Genomic DNA, 21,865 nt, shown 5'->3' with positions numbered 1-21,865 from the left:
TCAGGGGCTTGCGCCGGGTCCCTCGGGGCGTCGGCAAACCGCAAGTCTAGCCTGTCCGGCCATGCCGGCGCCTACTGCAGGACCCTTACATGACGCTCCAGTTCAGCCTTGCCTCCGCCTCCCCCGAAGCCGTCGAAACCGCCTGCGTGGTGGTAGGCGTATACGAGGGTGGCGTGCTCACCAGCGCCGCGGCGCGCATCGACAGCGCGGCGGAGGGTGCGATCAAGCGGCAGGTGGAGAGCGGCGACATCACCGGCAAGGGCGGCAGTGCCGCGGTGCTGTTCGCTCCGGCCGGCGTGACCGCGCGGCGCGTGCTGGTGATTGGCCTGGGCCAGCAGAAGGCCTTCGATGCAGCCCGCTTCCAGCGCGTCCACGCCGACGCCGCCCGCGCACTGGGCCGACTGCCGGTGGACAGCGCGGTGTCCTACCTGAGCGAGATCGACGTGCCCGGTCGCGACGCGGCCTGGCGCCTGCGCACCGCCGTGCTCGCCACCGATCATGCCAGCTACCGCTACACCGCGACGTTCAAGCCGCGCGAGAAGAGCGCGCAGCCGGAGCTGGCCAGCGTGGCCTTCGCCGGCGGCGCCGAGCTGCAGGCCGGCCTGGACCAGGGCGTGGCCATCGCCGAGGGCGTCCGCTTCGCCCGCGAGCTGGCCAACCTGCCGCCGAACATCTGCAATCCGGCCTATATCGCCGAGCAGGCACGGGCGTTTGCCGCCGAACACGCCGACACCGTGAGCTGCCGCGTGCTCGACCACGAGGAGATGGAGAAGCTCGGTTTCGGCTCGCTGCTGGCCGTGGGCCGCGGCTCGGCCAACCGGCCCAAGCTGGTGGCGCTGGAGTACACCGGCGGCGCCGAGGGCGACAAGCCCTACGCGTTCGTCGGCAAGGGCATCACCTTCGACTCCGGCGGCATCAGCCTCAAGCCCGGTGCCGGCATGGAGGAGATGAAGTTCGACATGGGCGGCGCCGCTGGCGTGCTCGGCAGCTTCGTCGCGGCGGTGAAGCTGGGCGTGAAGCTCAACCTGGTCTGCGTGGTGCCCGCCGCGGAGAACATGCCCGACGGCGACAGCTACCGTCCCAGCGACGTGCTGACCAGCCTGTCCGGCCTCACCATCGAGGTGCTCAACACCGACGCCGAGGGCCGCCTGATCCTCTGCGACGCGCTGACCTGGACCGTGCAGACCTACCAGCCGCAGGCGATCGTCGACGCCGCCACGCTCACCGGCGCCTGCGTGATCGCGCTGGGCAAGCACGCCACCGGCCTGATGAGCAAGCACGACGACCTCGCCACCGAACTGCTCGCCGCCGGCGAGGCCACGCTCGACCGCGCGTGGCGCCTGCCGCTGTGGGACGACTACCAGACCCAGCTCGAGTCCGGCTTCGCCGATGTCGCCAACATCGGCGGCAAGAGCGCCGGCGCGATCACCGCCGGTTGCTTCCTCTCGCGCTTCACCGAAGGCCAGCGCTGGGCCCACCTGGACATCGCCGGCACCGCCTGGGACGAGGGCCGCAAGGGCCTGGCCACCGGCCGCCCGGTGCCGCTGCTGGCGCAGTGGCTGATCGATCGAAGCGCGTCGAGCGAGAAGTGAGGGAGGATGAGTGAGAAGTGAGAGAAAGCGTCGGGCCTGTCGCCACACGACCTTCCCTGTCACTCCCCACCCCTCGGATACCCGCAAGTAGCGCGCGACCGGAACAAAGCCGTAAAAGGCGGCGACCAACCGGCAGCCTTTGCGCAAGCCACCTCAACCTCTCCGCCTCCGCCCTTCTCTCACTTCTCACTTCTCACTCCTCTCTACTCACTCCTCGCTTCATGCCCCGCGCCGACTTCTACCTGATCGACAAGCCGCGCTTCCGCGAGCAGCCGCTGCTGCTGGCCTGCGAGCTGGCCAAGCGCGCGTACGCGGCGCAGCAGCCGACGCTGGTGCTGTGCCGCGACTTCGAGCAGGCCGAGGCGCTGGACGAGCTGCTGTGGGATTTCGACGAGGACGCGTTCATCCCGCACCAGCTCGCGGGCGACGACGATGACGCGCAGACAGCGGTGCTGCTGGTGCCGCCGGGTATCGAGACACCGGACCGCCCGCTGCTGATCAACCTGCGCGAGCAGCGTCCGGAAGGGCGCTACGAGCGCGTGCTGGAAGTGGTGGCTGCCGACCCGGCCGAGCGCGAGGGATCGCGGCGGCGCTGGCGCGAGTACGCCGGGCTGGGTTTCACGGTCAACAAGTTCGACATGTAACCGGCCGGCCGCCTCAGGCGGTCGGCTGGTCGGCGCGACCCGCGCGCAGGTCCACCGCTGCCAGGGTGTCCTCGATGGCCCGCGCCAGCTGCGCGCCGGACACCGGCTTGCGCACGAATCCGTCCATGCCCGCCGCGCGCGTACGTGCCTCGTCGCCGGCAACCGAACGTGCAGTGATCGCCACGATCGGAAGATGGGTGCCGACCAGCTCGCGCTGGCGCACCAGCCGGGCCACCTGGAAACCGTCGACGCCGGGCAGGTCCAGGTCGAGCAGCATCAGGTCGAAGCTGGCCGTGCTCAGCTCGGCCAGCGCGGCAAGGCCGTGCGCCACACCGGTCACGCGGTGACCTTGCGCTTCGAGCAGGCCACGTATCACCGACGCGACGATCGCATCGTCCTCCACCAGCAACACCCGGCAGGACGGCCGGCCGCCGGCGTCGACCGCTGGCACCGCCGGCTCCGGCAGTTCATCCTCGGGCAACGGCAGCGGCAGCCGCACGCTGAACACACTGCCGATGGTCAGCCGCGACTCGAGATCGATGGCGCCGCCCATCAGGGTGACCAGTTCGCGGCAGATCGCCAGGCCCAGCCCGCTGCCGGCACGGCGCAGCGGCCCCTCGGCCTGCTCGAAGCGCTGGAACAGCCGCGACTGGCTGGCCTCGGGAATACCGGGGCCGGTATCGCGCACGCTGAATTCCACGCCGCCGGGCAGCGGTCGCGCGGCCAGCGTGACGCGCCCACGTTCGGTGAACTTCACCGCGTTGCCGGTGAGGTTGAGCAGGATCTGCTTGATCCGCATGGCATCGCCCACCAGGCGACCCGGCAAACCCGCCGCCGCCTCCAGGGTGAAGCCGATACCCTTGCCGCGCGCCTGCGCCGCGGTCATGCGGGCCACGTCCTGCAACAGCTCGTAGGGGTCGAACGGCGCCAGCTCCAGCTCCAGCCGTCCGGCCTCGATGCGCGCCAGGTCCAGCGCGTCGTTGAGCAGCTTCAGCAGCATCGCGCCCGAGCGCTGCATGGCCTGGGCGTACTCGCTCTGCTCGGGTCGCAACGGCGTGGACAGCAGCAGCTCGGCCATGCCCATCACCCCGGTCATCGGCGTGCGGATCTCGTGACTCAGCGTGGCGAGGAAGCGGGTCTTCGCCGCGCTGGCCTGCTCGGCCAGCTGACGTTGCTGTTCGGAGAGGTCCAGCCGATGGCGCTGGTCCACACGGCGCTGCCACAGCTTCAGCGCCAGCATCGCCAGCAGCAGCAATCCGATCGCATAGCCGAACCAGGCCCACCAGCGCTCCCACGGCGGAGCATCGACCCGGATGTCCAGGGGCGCGGACAGCTCGGTCCAGCGGCCGTTCGCCCCGGCGCCCATCACGTCCAGCGTGTAGCTGCCCGGCTCCAGCGCGGCAAACTCGCGCTCGCCGCGGTTGCCCACGTCGACCCAGCTGCCATCCAGCCCTGACAGGCGGAAGCGGTAATGGTTGGCCGCCGGATCGATATAGGAATACAGCCGCGCGACCACGCCGAGCTCGCGGTCGTGCCAGCCCACGTGGAGTACGCCCGACACCGGCAGTTCGACCAGGCGGCCGTTGCGGCGCACGTGCACCCCGGTGATCTCCAGCGGTGCGTCGCCATCCTGCTCGGTGATGCGGTCGGGGTTGAATCCCACCACGCCGCCGAAGGTCGGCGCGTAGATGGTGCCATCAGCCAGACGGCTGTAGCCGCGGAAGAACTCGCCGTTGGCCAGCCCATCCTGCAAGCCCATCTGGCGGAAACGACCGGTGTCGGGGGTGTAGCGCCACAGTCCGTCGCTGCCGAAGATCCACACGCGGCGATGCGCGTCGATGCGCAGGTCCACCACGTTGATCGAGGGCCAGCCCTGGTCTGCCAGCACGCGCCGGTCCAGCCGCAGGCCGTCGCGGGCCAGCTGGTAGTGCTCCAGTCCGTCGGGCCGGGCCAGCCAGAAGCCGTCGGGCGAGGTGTCAAAGGCGTTCACCGCCTGGCTGTTGTCCACGCCGGGCACGGGCTCGAAGTGATCATGGCTGGCATCGAGACGGTACAGACCGCCGTCGCCCGCGTACCAGAACACCCCGAAGCGCAGGGTCATCTGGCTGCCCCAGCGCGCGCGGTCGTCGCCGCCGACGATCGCCACCGGGCTGACCGCCAGCGTCTTCGGATCGATGCGGAACAGGCCCTGGTTGAAAGTGCGCACGTACAGGCGGCCATCCGGTCCAGCCTCCACCTCCAGCGGATTCCTGAGGACGCGCTGCTGCGGGTCGACCTGGTCGACGTGACCGTCGCGATAGCGGTAGAACGAGCCCTTGGTGGCGATCCACAGGTTGTGATCGGCATCCTCGGTCATGCCGACCACGTCGCCATGCAGGCCGGTGATCACGTGCTGCACCCGTCCGGTGGACGGATCGAGCTTGTCCACCCGGCCGCCACGCTCGCCCACCCACACCTGCTCGTCGCGTGCATGCGCCATCGCCGTGGCCATTGAGTCGCGCAGGCTGTCCGGATCGTCCGGAATGTGCGTGTAGCGGCTCATGCCGGACCAGCCCGGTGCCAGGTAGCCGACACCGCCGTCGTACAGCGCGAACCACAACCCGCCCTCGCGGTCGGGCAGGATCTTCCACACCCAGCTGCCGGGCAGGTTGCCGTACATCACCGGCCGGTCGATCACCGGCACCAGCGGCTGGTGCGGTGCCGGCTGCAGGAACAGCCCTTTCTGCGTGCCGATCCACAGGCGGCCGGCGCGGTCGCGCGCGCTGGTCATGATGTTGGTGTCGGGCAGACCCGGCACGTCGAGCGGACGCGCCACGTCGTCGTCACCGACGAAGAACAGGCCGTGGGTCGAGGAAATGCGAATCTCGTCGTCGTCGGCATCGCCCTCGATCGCCCAGGCATCGATCAGCAGTCCCGGATCCACGCCTTTGATGGCGCGGATGCGGCCGTCCGGATCGCGCCGGAACACGCCGTTCGCGCTGCCGATCCACAACCGGTCGTGGCGATCCACGTACAGCGCGCCCACCGCGCCGAACCTGCCGGGATGGCCGTCGACCTCCGGCGGAAGGATGTGGTCGAAATGGCGTCCGTCCGCACGCATGCGGTCCAGCCCCGCCTCGGTGCCGACCCAGATCGTGCCGCCGGAGCATTCGGCGATGGTCCACACCTTGTCGATCGACAGGCTGGCCGGATCGGCCGGATCGTGCCGCCAGTGCACGAAGCCGCCGGTGGCGGGGTCGTAGCGGTTGAGTCCCGCCTCCAGGCCGCTGGTCCACAATCGGCCGGCATGGTCCACCAGCAGCGCGCCCACGGTGTTGTCCGGCAACGAGGTCGGGTCGCCGGCGACGTGGTGGAACACCCGGAAGCCGACACCGTCGTACCGCGCCAGCCCGCCCTTGGTGCCGAACCACATCGCGCCGTCATGGTCCTGCACGACCGCGTACACGCTGCTGCTCGGCAGGCCGTCGGCGGTACCGAAACGACGGAACTGCGGGGTGGGCAGCGCACCGCCGGCGTCGACCGATGTCTCCGGCGCGGCCGCGTACGCTGGCGCGACACCCCCACCGGCGAGCAGACCGATCGACATCAGCAACGACAAAAACATGCGATCCCCTTGCGCACCGGACAACCGGGCGCAACCGCGATCATGCCAAATTGCGCGCTCCCTTACCCGCGCCCCGCGGATCAGGCCGGCACGGCCGCGCTGGCCATCGCCGCTTCCATCGCCCTTGCCAGTTGCGCGCCGGACAGCGGCTTGCGCAGGAATCCGTCCATCCCGGCCTGCCGTGCGCGCAGCTCCTCGTCGCCGCCGGAACGGGCGGTGATCGCCACGATCGCCAGGTGCTCCCGGCCGCACTCGCGCTGACGGATCAGCCGTGCCAGCTGGAAGCCGTCGAGGCCGGGCAGGTCCAGATCCAGCAGCAGCACGTCGGGCGGGCCGCGCTCGAGCTCGGCCAGCGCGGACAGACCATTCGCCACATGCACCACGGCATGCCCCTGCCGCTCCAGCAGTCCGCGGATCACGGCGGCCACGGTGATGTCGTCTTCGACCAGCAGGACCTGCCATGCCGGGGACGGCGATGCCGTCGCCGGAAGCGCGGCCGCCACCGGCGCCAGCTCGGCCAGCGGCAGACGCACGCGGAACGTGCTGCCCTGACCCAACCGCGACTCCAGCTCGATCGAGCCGCCCATCAGGGTCACCAGCTCACGGCAGATCGCCAGGCCCAGCCCGCTGCCCGCCCGGCGCTGCGGCCCCTCGGCCTGCTCGAAGCGACCGAACAGGCGCGACTGGCTGGCCTCGGGAATGCCCGGACCGGTATCGCTGACGCTGAACATCACGCCGCCGGGGATGCGCTGTCCGCACAGCGTGATGCTGCCGTGCTCGGTGAATTTCACCGCGTTGGTCGCCAGGTTCAGCAGGATCTGCTCGATGCGCAGCATGTCGCCCATCAAAGACACCGGCAGGTCGGCGGCGATCTCCAGCCGGAAATCGATGCCCTTGGCGCGCGCCTGTCCGTCGACCAGTCGCGCCACGTCGTCCAGCAACTGGCGCGGCGCGAAGGGTGCCGGCTCGAGCTCAAAGCGGCCGGCCTCGATCCGGGCCAGATCCAGCGCGTCGTTGAGCAGCTTCAACAGCATCGTGCCCGAGCGTTGCATGGCCTGCGCGTACTCGCGCTGGCCGGGTTGCAACGGCGTGGCCAGCAGCAGCTCGGCCATACCGATCACGCCGGTCATCGGCGTGCGGATCTCGTGGCTCAGCGTGGCCAGGAACTGCGTCTTGGCCGCATTTGCCTGCTCGGCGAGCAGGCGCTGCTGTTCGGCCATCTGCATGCGGTGCCGCTGCGCCTCGCGCCGCCGCCACGCCAGTGCCAGCGCGGCCGCCGTAGCCACCGCGACGAGGGCATAGCCGGCCCAGGCCCACCATCGGTCCCAGGGCGGGGCCTGCACATGGATCGCCAGCGGCACGGCGAGCTGGCCCCACGGCCCGTCCGGCCCGGCGGCCATCACCTGCAGGGTGTAGTCGCCCGGACGCAGGCCGGCGAATTCGCGCTCGCCGTGCGCGCCAAGATCCACCCAGTCGTGGTCCAGCCCGACCAGGCGGAAGCGATAGCGGTTACCCGCCGGATTCACGAACGAGGCGACCCGCGCCTTCACCCGCAGGTCGCGGTCGCGCCAGCCCAGGTCGAGCTGCCGCAGGCCCTCGCCGGAAAGCGTGCGCGCATCCCGCCCGCGCACGCTGATCGCCGCCAGCGATACCGGCGGCGCCCGCGTTGGCACGCCGCGCTCGTCCAGTTGCTCCGGATCGAAGCCGACCACGCCGCCGTGCGTGGGCGCGTATACCGGCCCGCCGGACACCGGCTGTGCGACGCCGCCGAGGAATTCGCTGTTCATCAGGCCGTCCTCGGCGCCCAGTCGATGCAACCGGGTCGCGCCGGGTTCCAGTCGCCACAGGCCGGTCTCGGTGAAGATCCACAGCGCGCCCTTGGCGTCCTCGTACAGGTCGCGCACCACGGGTGCTCGCCAGCCGTTCGACGCATCGACCACGCGGTCGCGGGTGGCGCGGTGATCGTTCCAGCGGTAATGCTCGAGCCGGTCCTGCCGGATCAGCCAGAAGCCCGCCGCGTCGAACGACACGCCCAGCACATCCTCGCCGCGCGGCACTCCTGGCACGAAAGCCAACCGTCCCAGCGCCGAATCCCAGTGCATCACGCCCTCGTGGTTGGCGTACCAGAGCACGCCGTCGGCCAGGCCCAGCGCGGCCGGGCGCAGGTCCGGCTGGTTCGCGTCCGGCGGCATCGGCACCGGCGTGATCGCCTGCGTCCGGGTGTCGATGCGCACGATCGCCGCACCGGACACCGTGGCATACAGCACACCCGGGCCGCCGCTGGCGAGGATCTCAGGCCGCTTCAGCCATCGCCGTTGCGGGTCGACTGTCTGCTTGCGGCCGTCTGCATAGCGCTCGAGCAGGCCGCGCAGGGTGAACCACAGGGCGCCGTCCTGCTCGACCATCGCGACGGGATCGGTCTTCAGGTCCGACAGCACGTGTTCGACCTTGCCGGTGACCGGATCGAGCCGGTCGATACGCCCGGGCTCGCCGATCCAAAGTGTGCCGTCGGCCGCCGGCGCCACGCCGGAGGCCATGCTGTCGCTGAGGCTGCCCGGGTCGTCCGGCACGTGGGTGAAGCGGGCGAAGTTCTGCCAGTTCGGCGGCAGGTAGGCCACGCCACCGTCGTAGAAGGTCAGCCACACGCCGCCTTCGCGATCGGCCAGCACGCGCCAGGTCCACTCGCCGGGCAGGCCGCCGACCAGCAGCGGCTGGCGGTGGAACGCGTGCAGCCCGCTGCGCGGATCGTCCAGCACCACGCCATGCAGGGTGGCCATCCACAGGCGGCCGGCGCGGTCACGCGTGCTGGCGAACACGTAGCCGGGTGACATCTGCGCCGCGGTATAGGCCGGCTGCGCCACGCCGTCGACGATCCGGTACAGGCCGAACTTGGTGCCGATGCGCAGGTCGGCACCGCTGCCCTCGATGCGCCAGATCTGGTTCGGCTTGTCGCTGACGTTGCGCACCGGCACGCGCTCGATGTGCCCGTCGGACAAGCGCTTCAGCAGCACGCCGGACCAGGTGCCGATCCACAGCGTGCCGTCCGCCTCGGCGCGCAGCGCGCCGACCACGGTGTCGCGGGTGCCCGGCTTGCCCCCGAAGGCCGCCAGGTACGGCACGTGGGCGAGCGTGCGGCCGTCGGCCGACAGGTGGTCGAGTCCCGCCGCGGTGCCGATCCACAGGCTGCGGTCCGGCGCCAGCGCGAGGGAATAGACGACGTCGTCGGACAGGCTGTCCGCGCGCTTGTCGTCGTGACGCCAGTGCCGCACGCGCCCGGTGGCCGGATCGAGCCGGTCCACGCCAGCGTCTCCAGTACCGATCCACACCGTGCCGTCGCCCGCGTCCATCAGTTGCGTGACGTCCTGGCTGCCCAGCGATGCCGGGTCGTCCGGCTCGTGCACCCAGGTGGTAAAGCCGGCCCCGTCATAGCGGCTGACGCCGCCGGAGCCCCCAAACCACATCATGCCCTCGCGGTCCTGCATCACCGCGTTCACCGCCGCGCCCGGCAAGCCATCGGCGATGCCGTAGCGGCGGAACTGCGGCGTGGCCAGCGGCGGGGCCGCGGGGTGGGCAGTGGCTGGCGCGCCTCCCGCGGTCGCAGCCAGGGCGAACATCCATCCGAACAACAACGACACCATGAGCTTCCCCTGCTGTCGCGCGGTGCCTCCCGGCCCCCTCCCGGCAGCGCGGCCGCGCCGCGCACCATCACCGGCGCAGGACCCGGATGATGCCAAAAAACGCCGATGCCCACCTCAACGCAGGGCGCGCGCCGGCAGTTCCGCAGCCGCTGCGCCTAGAATCGGCATCATGTCACGCCGCCTGCGCCTGCTGCTGTCCGCCCTCGCCGTCGCCGCCCTGCTGTGGCTGCTGTTCGGCGCCGCCGAACGCGCGCTGGCACTGGCGCAGCGCTTTCTCGCCCTGCCGACCTGGCTGCAGTGGACGCTGGGTGCAGTACTGGTGTTCTTCGCCCTGCTCGGCGCCGCCGTGCTGTGGTGGCTGCTGCGGCCACCGCGCAAGCGACGCCCGGTCGCCGCGCCGGACCGCGCCAGCCTGGAGCAGCGCATCGCCACCCTGGACGAACGCGGCGCCGACACCGGCGCACTGCGCGCCGAACTGGGCGAGCTGGACCGTCGCCGCGCCGGCGGGCGCGTCTACGTGGCGCTGTTCGGCGAGATCTCCACCGGCAAGTCCAGCCTGCTGCGCGCGCTGGCGCCGCATGCCGATGCGGCCAGCGACGTGCGCGGCGGCACCACGCGCCAGGTGCAGCATGTCGACGGCAACCTGCCCGACGGCCGCGCGCTGGTGCTGGCCGACGTGCCCGGCAGCCGCGAGGCGGGTGGCGAGGCACACGAGGCGCTGGCCCGCGCCGAAGCGCTGCGCGCCCATGCGGTGATCTACCTCTGCGCCGGCGACCTCACCCGCAGCCAGGCCGAGGAGGTGCGCTGGCTGGCGCATTTCGGCAAGCCGCTGGTGCTGGCATTGAACAAGGCCGACCAGTGGCCGGCGGACGACCTGCAGGCGCTGCTCGCGCGCCTGCGCCGCACCGCCGACGGCGCCGCCGCGGCCGTGGTAGCGATCAGCGCCGGCGGCCGCGAGCGCTTCGTGCGCGCCCTTCCCGACGGCGGCAGCGAGCAGGTGGAACGCGCCCGCGCACCGGCCATCGCGCCGCTGCTCGAGTCACTTTCGCGGCTCACCGCGCCTGGCGCCGAGGCGCTGGAAGGCGACCGTGCCAACGCCGTGCTGGCCGAACTGCACCAGCGCACCGGCACGCTGGAGGCGAGCACCCGCGCCGAGGCGGCTGAACGCATCGTCAGACGCTACGCCCGCCGTGCCGTGGTCGGCGCAATGGCGGCGGTGGCTCCCGGCAGCGATCTGCTGATCCAGGGCGCGCTGGCCACCGCGCTCACCCGCGAGCTGGCGGCGCTGTATGGCGTGCGCGTCAGCGAGGTGCAGATCGACGACTTCGTGCGCCAGGCCAAACTCACCGTGCGCACCGGCAGCTCCATCGTGCTGGCCATCGCCGGCAACGCGCTGAAGGCCTTCCCCGGCCTGGGCACGCTGGGCGGCGGTGTGCTGCACGCCTTCGCCTACGCGCTGATCTTCGATGCGATGGGACGCGCACTGGCCGGCTCGCTGGCCGAGCGCCACGCGCTGGACCAGCACGACGCCGGCGAGCGGCTGAAATCGATGCTGGCCGACGCAAGCAGCAGCCGGCTGCAACGCATGGCCGCGCTCACGCTGGAAGCCTGGCGCGAGCGCGACCGGGATCGCGACACGATCGACTGATGCCCGCGGCCACGGAACCAACGTCGCCCACAGGGAGACAAACTGTTCCCGCCAGCGCGCTGGCACCGTCATGTGACTTCATCCAGACTCGCCGCATGTCTCCGCGCCTGACCGCCCCGATACTGCTCGCCGGCCTCGCCCTGGCCTTCGCCGCTCCGGCGCGTGCCGGTACCGACAGCTACCGCTTCGACACCGTGCACAGCCAGGTGCTCTTCAACATCACCCACGACGGCTACTCGCGGCCGTGGGGGCGCTTCCACATCGCCCGCGGCTGGCTGCGCTTCGACCCGGACCACTGGGACCGCTCGTCCACCGCGCTGGACATCGACCTGGACAGCCTGGACATGGGCGACGCCGACTGGAACAAGGCGGTGCTGAAACCCTCCCTGCTCGACGCCGCCGGCCAGCGCTACGCGCACTTCGCCAGCACCTCGGTGGAGCGCACCGACGCCAGCCACGGCGTGATCCACGGCCAGATCACCCTGCGCGGCATCACCAAGCCAGTGGACGTGACGTTCCAGTTCAACCGGCTGGCCCGCACCATCTTCGGCCTGCATACCGTCGCCGGCTTCTCCGCCACCGCCGCGCTGGATCGCCGCGACTTCGGGATCACCGCGTTCAAGCACTCCATCGGCGACCAGGTGCTGGTGCGGCTGGAGATCGAGGCGATCCGCGACGACCGCGCCATCCCTGCTTCCGCCACCTTCTCCAAGGACACGCCATGAGCCTTCGCAGCACCGACCGCCAGTGGGGCGTCGTCGCCAAGTTCTTCCACTGGATCATGGCGCTGGCGATCCTGGTCAACGGCGTGTGGGGCCTGCTGATGACCGACATGACGCCGTCGATGAGCAAGATCAGCGTGTACGCCTGGCACAAGTCGATCGGCCTCACCGTGCTGGCGCTGTTCCTGCTCCGCCTGGTGTGGCGCGCGTTCGACCGCCGCCCGAAGGACGAGCCCGGTCCGCGCTGGCAGCAGCTCGCCGCGCACGCGGTGCACGGTGTGCTGTACCTGATGATCGTGGCGCTGCCGCTCACCGGCTGGTGGTTCAACTCGCTGCGCGGCTTCCCGCTGCAGTACTTCAAGCTGTTCAACCTGCCGGCCATCGCCGCCAAGAACGAAGACCTCGCCAAGGTCGCGCACGAAGCGCACGAGCTGCTGTTCTGGGCGCTACTGCTGGTGCTGGTGGCGCATGTGGGCGCCGCGCTCAAGCACCACGTGTTCGACAACGACAACGTGCTGCGCCGGATGCTGCCGTTCGGCCGTCCGCGCGACTGAATCCCCGAAAGGAGCCCCACATGAAACGTCTCGCCCTTGTCTTCCTCGCCCTGACGCTGCCGGCACTGGCCAGCGCCACCGACTACACCGTGCAGCCCGCCGGCAGCACGCTGGCCTTCCACGGCAGCTTCCAGGGCGCCGGCTTCGACGGCCACTTCGAGAAGTTCGATGCGGCCATCGCCTACGACCCGGCCCATCTCGACGCCTCGACGTTCGACGTCACCGTCGACCTCGCCACCGCCAGGACCGGCGACAGCGACCGCGATGGCGCCCTGCCCGGCAGCGACTTCTTCGACGTGGCCAAGTTTCCCAAGGCGCACTTCGTCACCACCGCGTTCCACCAGAACGGCGGCACGGTCACCGCCGACGGCACGCTCACGCTGCGCGGAGTGACCAAGCCGGTGAGCCTGACCGTGAACTTCGCCCCGAGCGGCAAGGCCGCCACGCTGGACGTGAAGGGCACGGTGAAGCGGCTGGACTTCGGCGTGGGTGGCGGCGACTACGCCGACACCTCGGTGATCGCCAACGACGTGACGGTCACCGCGCACCTCAACCTCGTCGCCAAGTAAGCCCGCCATGCACGGCGGCTGGTGGCAACGCCTGCGCGACCGGTTCACGCCGGTCCGGGCCGATGCGCCAGCGCCGCGCGCGAGCGGTGACGCACCCGATCGCGTCGCCGACAGCCTGCGCCACCTGCTGGACGATCCGCAGATCCCGCCCAGCGTGCGCGAGGCGATGGCCGCCGACTTCGCCCGCGTCGAGGCGATGCTGAAACGGCTGGAGCACGGCGAGCTGCACGTCGCCGTATTCGGCCGCGTCTCCGCCGGCAAGTCCGCGCTGGGCAATGCCCTGCTCGGCCGCGAGGCGTTCGCGGTCGGCGTGCTCCACGGCACCACCACCGAAGCGGCGCAGGCGCCGCTGGACGAGGCGGCCGCCGACGGCCTTGTGCTGGTCGACACCCCCGGCATCAACGAACTGGACGGCGAAGCGCGCGAGCGCCTCGCCTTCGAGGTCGCCGAGATCAGCGACCTGGTGGTGTTCGTCTGCGACGGCGACCTCACCCGCGACGAACTGGACGCCCTGCGCACGCTCGCCGCCACCCAGCGCCCGCTGCTGCTGGCGCTGAACAAGGCCGACCGCTACGGCGAGGGCGAACGCACCGACCTGCTGGAACACCTGCGCGGCAAGGTCGCCGGCCTGGTCGCGCCGGACGACGTGCTCGCCGTCGCCGCACGTCCCGCGCCCAGGCGCGTGGTCGACACACAGGGCGAGCGACTGGAACCGATCCCGCCGCAGGTCGCCGCCCTGCGCGAACGCCTGCGCGCCATCGCCGAACGCGAAGGCCGCACGCTTACCGCGCTCAACGCTGGCCTGCACGCCAGCCGCCTCACCGACCAGGTCAGCGCGCGCATCGCCGAAACGCGCCGCAGCGTCGCCGCCCAACTCATCCGCAACTACGCGCTGGCCAAGGGCCTCGCCGTCGCGCTCAATCCAGTGCCGGTCGCCGACCTGCTCGCCGCCGCCGGCCTGGACGCCGCGATGGTGGTGCAGCTCTCCCGCGTCTACGGCCTGCCGCTCACCCGCGCCGAATCCGGCCGACTGGTCGCCACCATCTCCGCGCAACTGATCGCCCTGATGGGTGCGATCTGGGGCATGCAACTGGTCGCCTCCGCGCTCAAGGGCGTCAGCGCCGGCCTCTCCGTCCTCGTCACCGCCGCTGCGCAGGGCGCCATGGGCTACTACGCCACCGTGCTGATCGGCCGCGCCGCCGAACGCTACCTCGTCGCGGGCAAGTCCTGGGGCGCGCTCGGGGCCAAACGCGCTGTTGCGGATGTGGTGGAGAGCCTGGACCGGGATTCGATTTTGCGGGAGGCGCGGGAGGAGATTTTCAAGCGCCTGAAAGCTCGGAGCGCTTGAGCCACGAATAGCCGGACCAAAGTAGACGACCGCTTACCCGAAGCAGACACTCGAAAGTGCACTCTGACCAGGCTTTTGACCTTGCTCATACCTTCTTAATAGGCCCACATCTATGCTTTCAAGCCATCCACACATTGAAAATCCCGCGCTGGAAACAACAATCTGGCGCTACATAGATTTGGAGAAGCTCCTATCTCTACTCCATAAACGATCGCTTTTTTTATGCAGACTCGACGCGTTCAGAGATCCATGGGAAGGCTCATGGCCCAGGCGAGTCGTGGAAGCTGCGAGAACGAACTGGCCTGCCGGACAAGTGGACGGTTTTCTCGAATTGTCTAGCCAAATCAGATCCTCTATATATGTGAGTTGCTGGCACTCTAGTCAGCATGAATCAGCGGCACTGTGGGACCTTTACTCGGGGAAATCGGGGGTGGCCATTCAGTCAACCGTCGGGGCGTTGCAAAGATCCATATCTGACGAAAAGAGTTATTACATAGGCAAGGTAAAGTACATAGACTTTGACACTGAACCAACTCCCGAGCTGAACGTCTTAGTTCCGCCATTCCTGAAGCGAAAGAGCTTCGAACACGAGCGTGAGATTAGGGTTATGTATTGGCAAGCCCCAGACGCGTCGCAGGCTGCCCGCTCTTCAATTATCGCAGATAATCATGCCCTTACAATCGACCCAAACACCCTCATTGAGAATCTCTACATATCACCATCATGGCTTACTGAATCGTTACAAGATGTCTGCCGACGGTTTGATCTTTCGGCAGCAGTAACAAGGTCGTCACTTTATGACGAACATATCTATTAGCGAAATTAATGGGACGGAGGCAATTAATTCGACCCAGGACAGCCACACCTTGGCCGGACGCAAGCGAAAGCCAGAGACTGGAGCAAATTGCTCAGCCCGCAACAACCTGCGCAACGCTCCGTCGTCTCTGGAGGCAGACATACACGCCATCTACCGTCGACCAGTGGACGAGGCTTCCGGATCGAGCCTTGCCTTCGCAACCTCTTCGATCCCGATTCATTCCACGGAGCCGCGCAGTGGCCAACGGATACCTTGATCCGCCTTTGTTCGAAGTCAGCAAGTTCACCCATAAGGTGTCGCTGGCGGATACGCCCTACTTCTACAACGACGGCGGCAATCCCATCTATCGACAACGGGGTTAGGTTCGCTTATCTGACCCGCGGAAAGTAAATCTGACCCTGTTCTCGTCGAACGCGCCGGACACGAGCCACGGCCGCCCCACCGGCTAAGAAAATGGGGACGTGGCCAATTAAATTCCGCCGTCATCACGTGGGTCGTGAGCACTTGTCCGACCCGTCGAAGTGGATCTGACGATGTTCCCGGAGAAGCCGATGCATGTACGGATAGCAGTTCCTGACGACGCAGCGGCTATCGCTTCGTGCCTGGCAGAACTGGGATACGACACAGCTGAGGAGCTGGTGCTCGAACGTTTGCGGGATTTCTCCACCGCTGCCAACGACAAGGTATTCGTCGCCGAAGATGCCCACGGTCGGGTTATGGGCGTTGCCAGCGCGCACCGCCTGCCGCTCTTCCACGTCAGCGGTTACCTCGTCCGCATCACCGCGCTTGCCGTCAGCAAGGCCGCGCAGAGAGCCGGCCTCGGCCGCCTGCTGGTGAAGGCTGTCGAGGCGTGGGCGTGGGGTGCCGGGGCAAGACGGATCGAGGTCACCAGTGGCGACCACCGACCGGCGGCACATGCGTTCTATCAGGCGGTCGGATACGCCATCGACGAGCGCCGCTTCGTCAAGAACTCGCCCGTCCAACGGGACGAAGGCCGCTGATTCGGCCTCGGACGGTCGCTCGCGATCGGGCCGACGGCCACGGATCGCAGCCTGGCCTGGCGGTCGTCCAACCGGATCCGCTCCAGGCGCGTGCCGGCACGCCATCGCGCAAGCGGACCATCGCGGCAAAGAGGCGTTGCTCCGTGCGGCTAGACTGGACGGCACCGCCACTTGAATCCGTGGCGTGGGCGCTCACGCATTGGCAGAAGGGATGAGGCATGCAGCACCAGATATTGCGGGTCAACGCGACGAAATTCCTCGGGACCGATGTGGAGCAGGCCACCAGGGACCTGGCCGAACAGATCAACCGCGCCATGCGCGAGGGATGGCGGCCCCAGGGTGGCGTGGCCGTGGAGGGGTTCAAGGGCGGCTCGCACCACTACCTGTTCCAGGCGATGGTCAAGGACTGATCCGGCAGCAGCCCGTCCTGTCGCGCGACTCGAATGCAGCGACCCCAAATGGGTCCAGAGTCGACTTCGCACTTTTCCCGGTCATGAGCACGTGCGCTCTGGGCCGCTTTTCCTGCCCCCGATGCTCGGCGTTATCGTCGAAGCGCCACCTCCAAGGATGGGATCTCCATGCTCACGGTCACACGCACCCAGATCCGCACGACCTGCGTAGCGCTCGGCATACTTTGCGCAGCGACCATGCTGTCGATATGGGCTGAACGACACGGCTACCTCGGCTCCGTCGCACACCGTGCCAGCACCTGGAACTATCAGGGTTTGCTCGTTCCAGTGTGGCTGCTGGAGATCGTCGCGCTGGCTCAGCTTGCCCTGCTGACGCTTGGCATCGTGGGCACATTCATGCTCAGGACCTGGGGGCGGCACCTCCTGGCTGTCGCATTGTTGCTGGCATTACTTGCTGCCCCACTACGCGGCGAGGCCGTGTTCGGGCCATTGAGTCTGTTCGTCGGTGGCCTGACTGGCTTTGTCCACATGTGGTTGTTGACGGTGATCTACTGGTCACCGGCAAGCATGCTGTTCGTTGGCAAGGTTCCTGTTGTGGCCGCCTAGATCCTTCGACTTCGACGGAAGACTCGCCAAGGCAGGGGTCAAGGTGCGCTCTCGGGCGGAGCTTCCGGGCCAGGGGCATGCGCGGCGTCGATGCCCCCATGCTTCGGAGAAAAGGGGCCGTGGCCAATTTAGGTGAGCATGCGATCGCACCCCGCCAAACGACGCGCCCGTCCAGCTGGACGCGCCCCTTTAATTTCCGAACATCTTCCGGACCGCCGCGACGATCGCCGCCAGGTCGTCGTTCTCGAACAGGTTGTCGTGGCCTGCCCGCGCTGCCCTGTCGCGCATTTCCGTGACCTTCTTGGCCGAAGCGAAGGTCGTCTTGAAAGACTTCGGGTCTTCCTCGCGTGCGCTTTCGATCGCCTTGCCCAGCGAGGTGGGCATGGCGCCGATCGGCACCGGAACGATGGACGGCGTCTCCCACGCGCGGACGCGGCTGGCCGTGATCGCGGGGGAACGGACTGAATCGATGAAGACGACCTTCTGGCCCCAGACGCCCAGCGAGTCCATCCCACCGCTCTTCATCCCCAGGTGCACCACGTCGCAATCGAAGAATGCGGTCATGTAGTCGAAAAAGCCATTCTCCTGGAAGCGCCCCTTGACCACCTGCATGCGCCGCCAGAACTCGCCCAGATCGAATACGTGCGGCAGCCGCCTGGTCGCGTCGTTGAATCCGTCGCCAACGGTGAAGATCGCCTTGATTGCGGGGATGTTGTATTTCAGCGCCAGGCACAATTGCTGATTGCCGTCCTCCGACGAGTCGTACTGGGGATTGGCGCCGCCCAGCTTCCTGGCTTCCGTCGGCATGCCCGAGGTACGTCCCCACAGGCAGACGAAGCGCTCTCGCCCGGAAGAGAGGCCAAACTTCTGCACGTACTCCTCCATGAACGAGGCGCAGACACCGGAGTAGTCCCGGTAGTGGCTGGACTCGGCCTTCCGCGTCACGGCCGCCCATATCGGCGTCAACGGCTGGCCCGCCCGCATGCCCTTGACCAGGTCGGACGCCAGGAACGTCGCGTCGAAGGGTTCCTTCGCGTTGCGCTCCGTCCTCATCAGCCGACCCATCGCTTCGATGAGCCTGTTTTTGCTGAGAACGTCGGTGTGGTACAGCGTGAAATGTCCGCCGACGCTGTCGCACAAGGGCTTTATGGCGAATTCGATGTCGGCGAGAAGGAACCGCGCGGAAAATCCTTCGGCGCAGAGCACGAGGATGCTGCATGGCGAATGCGGGGTTTCGGAGAAGTGCCGCACGATGGCCGCATAGATGTGGCAGAAATCACCGGTCTGCCAGCTTCCGATGACGAACACCGGCGCGGGCGCCTCGCGCCGCAGCGTCGTCTGCAGCTCCTTGGCGATCTCGTTGTTGTCGTTGGATTGGTTTACCGCGAAGCGGATCAAGCAGGTATTGAACATGCCGCGACTCCCTAACGTCCCGACGCCTCGGGTTCATTCCATGGATCGTTGGGTGCGGCACACGCCGCTCCCGCTCCAGAAGCGACAACTCTCCCGCCCGGATCGACGGGCATGCCCCCTGATCGAGAGTGCGCAGAGCGTGGGGCAATATGGTCACACGCTCTCCGTGGCACAGCGGCACCGGCGGATAAAGGGACGGAGGGAATCAACCGGGCGCCAGGCACCGGGCTTTTGGCTGGACAGGGCGGTGATCCGGGCCGGCATGCGCCCTATATCCGTAGCAACCTGCGTCGCGATTCGAAGCGTCTGGTAGCGCGCATCGGCCCCGTCTACCATCGACCGAAGCATGGGGCTTCCCGACCCAGCCTCACCCACACGCAACCACCATTCCCGAGTCCATGGAGCTGCGCGATGCCCAAGGGGTACCTCGATCCACCCTTGTTCGAAATCAGCAAGTCGACGCAGAAAGTCTCGCTGACCAAGACCCCCTTCTTCTTCAACGACAAGGGCAAGCCCCGTTACCTGGCCAGGCCACCGAAGGGCGTCACGCCGCTGGAGGTCGCACCGACCAACCCGCAGATGGCGATGGGTCATGAGCACATCGTCTCGCAGGTCATCGGCGTGAAGCCCAACGCGCCCTACGGCGTGGAGACCCAGCTGCGTTTCGTGGCCGAGAAGGTGTCCTACCAGCCGCTGTGGGCCACCCGCGACGTCGCCGCCGCGTTCGGCATCACCCTGGTGGAGAAGGGTCAGGCGGTGCGCATGAGCTGCCCGGTCGAGCAGCTCGATCAGGTGGAATACGAGTACGGCGTGTTCGCCGGGCACTGGTCGCCTTACCAGAACACCGGCAACCGGCTGCTGTCGGTGGTCTGCACCGACCTGGAACACCACGACTTTCCCCACGTGTTCGCCTCCACCGACCCGCGCTTTCCGCTGGTGATCTCGGTGGGGCGTTACTGGCCGAAACTCGGCCGGATCCGTCTGGCCGACCTGTGGGTGCCGCAGGGCTCGGCGCTGTACATCCCGCCCAAGCCTGAGCTGCCCGATCCGGAGTGCATCGACCTGCACAACAACCGCAATTCGGCGCGCGCCTGCTGGGGCGACATCGAGCACGACAGCGTCCAGACCCACACCCTGCTGCAGCTCAAGCACGGCTACTTCTACTGGTACTGGAACGCCGTGGACACGAGCCACGGTCGCCCGATCTGAGAGGCGGGGCGCGGATATCGCGCCCCGGCCATGTATGCGGATGTTCGGATCCGCGACACGGTCCGCGCAGTGCCTGACGATGTAACCGAGGTCGGAGACCGACCTCGGCTTCATGGGCGCCACGCATTTGATCGCGCAATCGGGAGACAGCCGTGTCCGCGCGATTGCCGGACACGTGCCACCCGCCGCCGCTCAGTTCACGTGATCGAACTCCGGCATCGGCGCGAACAGCTCGCCGTGCTTCCATGCCTGCGCGCCGGGGCGCTGGTAGACCACCTGCCCACCCACGACGGTGTACAGCACGCGCGTGCGCAGGATCCGGTCGGCCGGCATGGTCAGCAGATTGCCGGAGAACACCGCCAGGTCGGCGCGCTTGCCGGGGCTGAGCGAGCCCAGCTGGTGGTCTTCGAAAATGGCGTAGGCATTGTTCAAGGTGTAGGAGCGCAGGGCTTCGAGGCGCGTCTTCGCCTGGGCGGGGAAGAACGCGGTGCCGTTGCCTTCGCGACGGGTCACCGCGCAATAGAAGCCGGCGATCGGGTTGGTGTCCTCCACCGGGGTGTCGCTGCCGTCCAGCACGATGGCGCCGCTTTCGATCAGCGTGTGCCACACGTAGGCGCCTTCACGGGCCCGCTGCTCGCCCAGGTGCTGTACCACGAACGGCGCATCGGAGCAGGCGTGGATGGACTGCATCGAGGCGATCACGCCCAGCTGCGCGAAGCGCGGGATGTCGGCCGGATCCAGGTGCTGCGCATGCTCGATGCGCCAGCGCAGCGCATGCGCGGCGGGATCCTGGGTGAAGATGTCCTGGAAGGTGTCCAGCACCTCGCGGTTGGCGCGGTCGCCGATGGCGTGCACGGAGAGCTGGAAGCCGTCGCGCGCGGCGATCTCGGCGATCTGCCGGACCTCCGCCATCGAGACGACGTTCTTGCCGGTGATGCCGGGGTCGTCGTTGTAGGGCTTGAGGAACCACGCGCTGTGCGTGCCCAGCGCACCGTCGGAGAGGATCTCGCCGATGCCGCGCACGGTGAAGTGGCCGTCGGCGTCATCAATGCTGCGGTAACTCGCCAGCTTTGCATCGAGCGCCGCCACCGGCTCCTCGGCGATGTTCACGTACAGACGCAGCGGAATGCCCTTGGCCGCCTGCTGCTTGAGCCAGTCCACCGTGGCGAAGTCCTCGCCCATGTCGACGAAGCTGGTGATGCCCTTGCTGACCTCGTTCTGCATCGCGAGCTTGAGCGCGTGCTCGCGCCGCGCGGCCTGCAACGTCGGCGGCAGTGATTCGACGTGGTGCTGGTAGGCGGCGTAGACGGGCGCATCGGCGGTGTCGCGCAGCATGCCGATGGCATTGCCCTGCTTGTCGCGCACGATGGTGCCGCCGGCCGGGTCCGGCGTGTCGTGGCCGATGCCGGCCAGCTTCAGCGCCGCGCCATTGGCGAACACGGCGTGGCCGCTGACGTGTTCCAGCAGCACCGGGTTGTCCGGCGATACCGCATCCAGGCTGGCGCGCAGCGGCAGGCCGTCGATGTTCGGCTGCGGCGCATGCGTCCACTTGCTCTGCTGCCAGCCCGACCCGACGATCCACTGACCCGGCTTCGCCTTGGCCACCGCGGCCTTCACCATCGCCACGATGCCGTCCCAGTCCGGCGCCTTGCCCAGGTCGAGTTCGGTAAGCACGGTGCCGGTGCCGAGCAGGTGACCGTGGCCTTCGATGAAGCCCGGCGTGACGAAGGCGCCGTGCAGGTCCAGCACGCGGGTGTGCGGGCCGATGTAGCGCGCGATCGCCGCATCGCTACCCACCGCGGCGATGCGGCCGTCGCGCACCGCCAGCGCCTGCGCACTGGGCTGCAGCGGATCGAGCGTGGCGATGGTGGCGTCGCGCAACACCAGATCGGCGGCCGGCAGCGCGGGCGGAAAGCCGTGAATGGCCGTGTCGGCGGCGGTCACCGCCGTGGACGCCAGCAGCAGGGCGGGAAGGCAAAGACGAAGTGCGCGCATGAGTGGTTCCCCGTGTGGATCGCGCGAAGCGAACGATGCAGCCTAGGCAGGCGCCCCGGGCAGGGTCAACGGGCGTCCCGTTGCCCCCCCCCTGC

15 protein-coding genes are annotated in these 21,865 nt (G+C 68.4%); 11 read left to right on the top strand and 4 right to left on the bottom strand.

The genetic code is table 11. From position 1 onward, the window contains the following. The first annotated feature begins 89 nt into the window (after positions 1–89). Positions 90–1,592: a leucyl aminopeptidase gene (locus tag NC595_RS05440; RefSeq protein ID WP_253565264.1), complete on the top strand. Its 1,503-nt coding sequence runs from the start codon at positions 90–92 to the stop codon at positions 1,590–1,592. A gap of 221 nt (positions 1,593–1,813) precedes the next feature. Beyond that, entirely contained in the window at positions 1,814–2,236 is a 423-nt protein-coding gene (locus tag NC595_RS05435) for a DNA polymerase III subunit chi (RefSeq protein WP_253565263.1), read from the top strand. A 13-nt stretch (positions 2,237–2,249) separates the two neighbouring features. Here NC595_RS05435 and NC595_RS05430 read toward each other — a convergent pair whose 3' ends face one another. Beyond that, positions 2,250–5,840 carry a hybrid sensor histidine kinase/response regulator gene (locus NC595_RS05430; protein WP_253565262.1) on the bottom strand — a complete coding sequence of 1,197 codons (3,591 nt, stop codon included), beginning with the start codon at positions 5,838–5,840 and terminating at the stop codon, positions 2,250–2,252. A gap of 80 nt (positions 5,841–5,920) precedes the next feature. Continuing rightward, complete coding sequence (locus NC595_RS05425) at positions 5,921–9,478, bottom strand: hybrid sensor histidine kinase/response regulator (protein WP_253565261.1); 3,558 nt, start codon at positions 9,476–9,478, stop codon at positions 5,921–5,923. Between the two features lie 169 nt (positions 9,479–9,647). On the opposite strand from NC595_RS05425, the gene NC595_RS05420 reads away from it, so the two are divergent. The 8 genes from NC595_RS05420 to NC595_RS05385 all read left to right on the top strand — a co-directional run bounded on the left by NC595_RS05420 (position 9,648) and on the right by NC595_RS05385 (position 17,153). Next, positions 9,648–11,126, top strand: a complete 1,479-nt coding sequence (locus NC595_RS05420) for a GTPase domain-containing protein (protein ID WP_253565260.1) — start codon at positions 9,648–9,650, stop codon at positions 11,124–11,126. Between the two features lie 95 nt (positions 11,127–11,221). Beyond that, positions 11,222–11,851 (top strand): YceI family protein, encoded by a 630-nt coding sequence (locus NC595_RS05415; protein WP_253565259.1) that lies wholly within the window; start codon positions 11,222–11,224, stop codon positions 11,849–11,851. Further along, positions 11,848–12,402 (top strand): cytochrome b, encoded by a 555-nt coding sequence (locus tag NC595_RS05410; protein ID WP_253565258.1) that lies wholly within the window; start codon positions 11,848–11,850, stop codon positions 12,400–12,402. The genes NC595_RS05415 and NC595_RS05410 overlap by 4 nt, the downstream gene beginning before the upstream one ends. A 20-nt stretch (positions 12,403–12,422) precedes the next feature. Beyond that, complete coding sequence (locus tag NC595_RS05405; protein ID WP_253565257.1) at positions 12,423–12,971, top strand: YceI family protein; 549 nt, start codon at positions 12,423–12,425, stop codon at positions 12,969–12,971. Positions 12,972–12,978: 7 nt separating this feature from the next. Then, complete coding sequence (locus NC595_RS05400) at positions 12,979–14,319, top strand: GTP-binding protein (protein ID WP_253565256.1); 1,341 nt, start codon at positions 12,979–12,981, stop codon at positions 14,317–14,319. Between the two features lie 1,350 nt (positions 14,320–15,669). Next, entirely contained in the window at positions 15,670–16,137 is a 468-nt protein-coding gene (locus NC595_RS05395; RefSeq protein ID WP_253565255.1) for a GNAT family N-acetyltransferase, read from the top strand. A gap of 218 nt (positions 16,138–16,355) precedes the next feature. Continuing rightward, the gene (locus tag NC595_RS05390; RefSeq protein ID WP_253565254.1) at positions 16,356–16,547 is read left to right on the top strand and encodes a DUF1737 domain-containing protein; all 192 of its coding nucleotides are present in this window, start codon (positions 16,356–16,358) and stop codon (positions 16,545–16,547) included. 168 nt (positions 16,548–16,715) lie between these two features. After that, positions 16,716–17,153 (top strand): hypothetical protein, encoded by a 438-nt coding sequence (locus NC595_RS05385; RefSeq protein WP_253565253.1) that lies wholly within the window; start codon positions 16,716–16,718, stop codon positions 17,151–17,153. A gap of 189 nt (positions 17,154–17,342) precedes the next feature. Here the strand turns inward: NC595_RS05385 and NC595_RS05380 are convergent, their stop codons facing one another. After that, on the bottom strand, positions 17,343–18,566 hold the full coding sequence (locus NC595_RS05380; RefSeq protein ID WP_253565252.1) for a hypothetical protein: 1,224 nt from the start codon (positions 18,564–18,566) through the stop codon (positions 17,343–17,345). 411 nt (positions 18,567–18,977) lie between these two features. Here NC595_RS05380 and NC595_RS05375 point away from each other — a divergent pair, with 411 nt between their 5' ends. Continuing rightward, positions 18,978–19,775 (top strand): hypothetical protein, encoded by a 798-nt coding sequence (locus NC595_RS05375; RefSeq protein ID WP_253565251.1) that lies wholly within the window; start codon positions 18,978–18,980, stop codon positions 19,773–19,775. A gap of 192 nt (positions 19,776–19,967) precedes the next feature. Here NC595_RS05375 and NC595_RS05370 read toward each other — a convergent pair whose 3' ends face one another. Next, the gene (locus NC595_RS05370; RefSeq protein WP_253565250.1) at positions 19,968–21,770 is read right to left on the bottom strand and encodes an amidohydrolase; all 1,803 of its coding nucleotides are present in this window, start codon (positions 21,768–21,770) and stop codon (positions 19,968–19,970) included. Positions 21,771–21,865: the final 95 nt, after the last annotated feature.

It is taken from the genome of Dyella lutea (assembly GCF_024158035.1).
In the GTDB taxonomy this organism is placed as follows: domain Bacteria; phylum Pseudomonadota; class Gammaproteobacteria; order Xanthomonadales; family Rhodanobacteraceae; genus Dyella_A; species Dyella_A lutea.
This window is presented reverse-complemented; position numbering and strand designations above follow the sequence as displayed.

Coding starts and splice junctions, on each gene's coding strand:
- NC595_RS05370 (WP_253565250.1), bottom strand. CDS start 21,770: ATGCGCGCACTTCGTCTTTGCCTTCCCGCCCTGCTGCTGGCGTCCACG.
- NC595_RS05435 (WP_253565263.1), top strand. CDS start 1,814: ATGCCCCGCGCCGACTTCTACCTGATCGACAAGCCGCGCTTCCGCGAG.
- NC595_RS05430 (WP_253565262.1), bottom strand. CDS start 5,840: ATGTTTTTGTCGTTGCTGATGTCGATCGGTCTGCTCGCCGGTGGGGGT.
- NC595_RS05390 (WP_253565254.1), top strand. CDS start 16,356: ATGCAGCACCAGATATTGCGGGTCAACGCGACGAAATTCCTCGGGACC.
- NC595_RS05410 (WP_253565258.1), top strand. CDS start 11,848: ATGAGCCTTCGCAGCACCGACCGCCAGTGGGGCGTCGTCGCCAAGTTC.
- NC595_RS05380 (WP_253565252.1), bottom strand. CDS start 18,566: ATGTTCAATACCTGCTTGATCCGCTTCGCGGTAAACCAATCCAACGAC.
- NC595_RS05395 (WP_253565255.1), top strand. CDS start 15,670: ATGTTCCCGGAGAAGCCGATGCATGTACGGATAGCAGTTCCTGACGAC.
- NC595_RS05425 (WP_253565261.1), bottom strand. CDS start 9,478: ATGGTGTCGTTGTTGTTCGGATGGATGTTCGCCCTGGCTGCGACCGCG.
- NC595_RS05405 (WP_253565257.1), top strand. CDS start 12,423: ATGAAACGTCTCGCCCTTGTCTTCCTCGCCCTGACGCTGCCGGCACTG.
- NC595_RS05420 (WP_253565260.1), top strand. CDS start 9,648: ATGTCACGCCGCCTGCGCCTGCTGCTGTCCGCCCTCGCCGTCGCCGCC.
- NC595_RS05385 (WP_253565253.1), top strand. CDS start 16,716: ATGCTCACGGTCACACGCACCCAGATCCGCACGACCTGCGTAGCGCTC.
- NC595_RS05440 (WP_253565264.1), top strand. CDS start 90: ATGACGCTCCAGTTCAGCCTTGCCTCCGCCTCCCCCGAAGCCGTCGAA.
- NC595_RS05375 (WP_253565251.1), top strand. CDS start 18,978: ATGCCCAAGGGGTACCTCGATCCACCCTTGTTCGAAATCAGCAAGTCG.
- NC595_RS05415 (WP_253565259.1), top strand. CDS start 11,222: ATGTCTCCGCGCCTGACCGCCCCGATACTGCTCGCCGGCCTCGCCCTG.
- NC595_RS05400 (WP_253565256.1), top strand. CDS start 12,979: ATGCACGGCGGCTGGTGGCAACGCCTGCGCGACCGGTTCACGCCGGTC.